The sequence below is a fragment of the Promicromonospora sp. NPDC057488 genome, assembly GCF_042802395.1.
In the GTDB taxonomy this organism is placed as follows: domain Bacteria; phylum Actinomycetota; class Actinomycetes; order Actinomycetales; family Cellulomonadaceae; genus Promicromonospora.
Map to the genome: position 1 here is coordinate 1 of NZ_JBHVEG010000309.1, position 3815 is coordinate 3815.

Below are 3815 nucleotides of genomic sequence, written 5' to 3' on the forward strand. Positions count from 1 at the left end.
TCACCCGGGTGACCTGAGCGTCTGACACGTCGGGCCCGTCGGGGTCGGCAGGTCCGGCGGCGGTCAGACGGCGGCCGCGAAGCTGACCCCGGTGAGGCGTTCCGACAGCTCCCACACCCGCGCGGCGTCCTGCGGGCTGCGCAGCGGCGCGTACATCCGCTGCTCGGCGGGCGCGCCGCCGAGGTTGCCGGGGCCGCTCGGGCCGTAGAGCGCGCCGGGCCGGGAAGCGGGGTCGGTCGCTGCCATCAGCGCCGGCAGCCCCGCCGTCCGCACGGTGCCGAGCAGGATGCCGTGCTCGGAGAGCCAGCGGATCCCCCGGATGTGCGGCGTGTCCTCGCTGCGGCCGAGCTCCGGGCGCGCGGCGAGCAGGCTGGTCGGCGCCACGCCGGGGTGGGAGAGGTTGCTCGTGATGCCCCAGCCGGCCGCCGCGCTGCGCCGCTGCAGCTCCAGGCCGAACAGCCCGAAGGCGATCTTGGACTGGCTGTAGGCGCGCATGCCGTCGTACTCACGCTCCCAGCTCACGTCGTCCCAGTTGATCGAGCCGCGCCGGGCCGCGACGCTGACCTGCGAGGTCACGCTGGCGCGGCCGGCGCGCAGGAGCGGCAGCACCGCGCCGACCAGGGCGAAGTGCCCCAGGTGGTTGGTGCCCGTCTGCAGCTCGAACCCGTCGGCCGTGGTCTGCCGGGTCGGCGGCCGCATCACGCCCGCGTTGTTGATCATGAGGTGGACCGGCTGCCCGTCGGCGCGCAGGGTCTCCCCCAGCGCCGCGACCGAGGCCAGCGAGGACAGGTCGAGGCTGCCGAGCACGAGGTTCGCGTCCGGGACGGTACGCCGGATCGTGGCGACCGCGGCCTCGCCCTTGCGCTGGTTGCGCACGGGCATGAGCACCTCGGCGCCGGCCGCGGCCAGGCGGGTGGCCATGACCAGGCCCATCCCGTCGCTCGCGCCGGTGATCAGCGCGCGCTTCCCGGCCAGGCTCGGCACGGTGATGTCGATCGGTGTGCGTGACATGGTCCCGCTCCTTCGTGATGGCGACTTCGGGTCGGCGACGTCGTTCCGGCGACGTCGGAATCGATCCTCGGCGGCCCGCCGGGACCTATCCAGGGCCTGCCGATCACAGGCTCGCCGGGGCACGGGTCGGCCCCGCAGAGGGGGATCGGCGGGCCGTGGCTCCGCCGTCGCGCACGGGGTAGAAAGAGCGGGACGCAACACCAGCGGAACTCGATACCAGGGGACACCGTGATCGATCGCACCGGGCTGGCGGAGTTCCTCCGCCGACGCCGCGAGCTGCTGCAGCCCGAGGACGTCGGGATGCCGCGGGGGCAGCGCCGTCGGACGAGCGGGCTGCGGCGCGAGGAGGTCGCGGTGCTGTGCAACATGTCGACCGACTACTACTCGCGGCTGGAACGGGAGCGCGGGCCGCACCCGTCGGAGCAGATGATCGCCTCGATCGCGCAGGGGCTGCACCTGTCGCTGGACGAGCGGGACCACCTGTTCCGGCTGGCGGGGCACCAGCCGCCGGTGCGCGGCACGACCAGCGAGCACATCAGCCCCGGGCTGCTGCGCATCCTGGACCGCCTCGACGACACCCCCGCGGAGATCGTCACCGAGCTCGGCGAGACCCTGCGGCAGACGCCGATGGGCGTCGCGCTGACCGGGGACACCACGGCTTACACCGGGCCGGAGCGCAGCATCGGCTTCCGCTGGTTCACCGACCCCGCCACGCGCGAGCTGTACGCGCCGCAGGAGCACGAGTTCCTGACCCGCATGTTCGCCTCGGGCCTGCGGCAGGTCGCGACCGTCCACGGGCCGGGCTCCCGCGCGGCGCACTACGCGGAGCTGCTCCTTGCCCGCAGCGCGGAGTTCCGGCGGGTGTGGGAGGACCACGAGATCGGCGTCCGCCCGCACGAGGTGAAGCACTTCGTGCACCCCGAGGTCGGGGCGCTGGAGCTGACGTGCCAGTCCCTGCTGGACCCGGACCAGTCGCACCGGCTGCTCGTCTACACGGCACTGCCCGGCAGCGAGAGCCACGAGAAGCTGCGGCTGCTGTCCGCGCTCGCCCCGCAGGCGGTCCGCTGAGGCACGCCGCCCGCCGCCGTCGGCCCGGCTAGGCCCGGCGTCGGCCCGGCCTTGTCGTCCGCGCCCATACCGTGAGCGAGGTCACGGGACACATCACGTGATTCATGCCACAGCGCTCGTTCCTCTTTTCACAAGCGCGCTATCTTTCTGAGCGTGACTTCTTACCTCCAGACAGCCCCGCGTCCCTCCGAAGAGGTCGACGTCGCGCTGATCGGCGGAGGGATCATGAGCGCCACCCTCGGCGCGCTGCTCACGATCCTCGAGCCGACCTGGCGTGTCGGGATCTACGAGCGCCTCGACGAGGTGGCCCTCGAGTCGTCGAACCCGTGGAACAACGCGGGCACCGGCCACGCCGCCCTCTGCGAGCTGAACTACACCCCGGAGCGCAAGGACGGCTCCGTCGACATCTCCAAGGCGGTGAAGATCAACGAGCAGTTCCACACCTCCCGCGAGTTCTGGAACCACCTGCTCACCGCCGGTCTGATGGAGGGCACCGACTTCATCAACGTCACGCCGCACATGACGTTCGTGCGCGGGGCCGACAACGTGGACTTCCTGCGCCGCCGCTTCGACGCGCTGAGCGCCCACCCGCTGTTCCGTGACATGGAGTTCAGCTCCGACCCCGCCGTCATCGGCTCGTGGGCCCCGCTGATGACCCTGGACCGCGACGCGGACGAGCCCATCGCGGCCACGCGCGCCGCCGCCGGCACCGACGTCGACTTCGGCTCGCTCACCAAGAAGCTGATCGGCTTCGCCACCTCGGGCAACACCGAGCTGCACGTGAACCACGAGGTGCGCGGCCTGAAGAAGCTGCGGGACGGCCGCTGGCGCCTCACGCTGAACGACCGCTCCTGGAACGCCGGGACCCGCCGGCGCACCGTGACCGCGAAGTTCGTCTTCGTCGGCGCGGGCGGTGGCGCGCTTCCCCTGCTGCAGGCCTCGGGCATCAAGGAGGCCCGCGGGTACGGCGGCTTCCCGATCTCGGGCGAGTTCCTGCGCACCGCGAACCCCGAGATCGTGGCCCAGCACAACGCCAAGGTCTACGGCAAGGCCGACGTCGGCGCCCCGCCGATGTCCGTGCCGCACCTGGACACGCGCATCGTGGACGGCAAGAGCTACCTGATGTTCGGCCCCTACGCCGGGTTCAGCCCGAACTACCTGAAGAAGGGCAAGTACCTCGGCCTGATCACGTCGTTGCGCCTGCACAACATCGGCACGATGCTCGGCGTGGCCGCGAAGAACATGGACCTCACCGGCTACCTGGTCGGCCAGGTCGTCGCCGCTCCGGAGACCAAGTTCCACGAGCTGCAGCGGTTCATGCCGACCGCGCAGCCGGGCGACTGGGAACAGATCACCGCGGGCCAGCGCGTCCAGGTGATGAAGTGGGTCAAGGGCAAGGGTGGCGTGCTGGAGTTCGGCACCGAGGTCGTCGCTTCCAAGGACGGCACGATCGCCGGCCTGCTGGGCGCCTCCCCGGGCGCCTCGACCGCCGTCGCCGCGATGACCGGCCTGCTGGAGCGCTGCTTCCCCGCCGACTACGCGAAGTGGAAGCCGCAGCTCAACTCGATGATGCCGAGCCTCGGCGGCGTCGACTACGACACCACGGCACTCACCGGCACCGAAAAGGTAGCCGCGGGCGCCTGACCGCCCGGCGCCGCTCGCGCCGGCGCCGCTCGCGCCGGCGCCGCTCGCGCCGGAGTCGAACGTAGGGGTGGTCGCTCTCTCAGCCCTGGGAG

The 3815-nt window shown here is 72.0% G+C and carries 3 protein-coding genes; 2 read left to right on the plus strand and 1 reads right to left on the minus strand.

The genetic code is table 11. The features are described 5' to 3' along the window. Positions 1-63: 63 nt before the first annotated feature. Positions 64-1011 carry an SDR family oxidoreductase gene (locus ACFU5G_RS29505; RefSeq protein WP_377252635.1) on the minus strand — a complete coding sequence of 316 codons (948 nt, stop codon included), beginning with the start codon at positions 1009-1011 and terminating at the stop codon, positions 64-66. 228 nt (positions 1012-1239) lie between these two features. Here ACFU5G_RS29505 and ACFU5G_RS29510 point away from each other — a divergent pair, with 228 nt between their 5' ends. Together ACFU5G_RS29510 and mqo are read left to right on the plus strand one after the other, a co-directional pair. Continuing rightward, positions 1240-2079, plus strand: a complete 840-nt coding sequence (locus tag ACFU5G_RS29510) for a helix-turn-helix transcriptional regulator (protein ID WP_377252637.1) — start codon at positions 1240-1242, stop codon at positions 2077-2079. Between the two features lie 153 nt (positions 2080-2232). Next, complete coding sequence (gene mqo, locus ACFU5G_RS29515) at positions 2233-3723, plus strand: malate dehydrogenase (quinone) (RefSeq protein ID WP_377252639.1); 1491 nt, start codon at positions 2233-2235, stop codon at positions 3721-3723. Positions 3724-3815 lie beyond the last annotated feature (92 nt).

Excerpts from the sequence above, each read along its gene's own strand:
- ACFU5G_RS29505 (WP_377252635.1), bottom strand. The coding sequence starts at position 1,011 with ATGTCACGCACACCGATCGACATCACCGTGCCGAGCCTGGCCGGGAAG.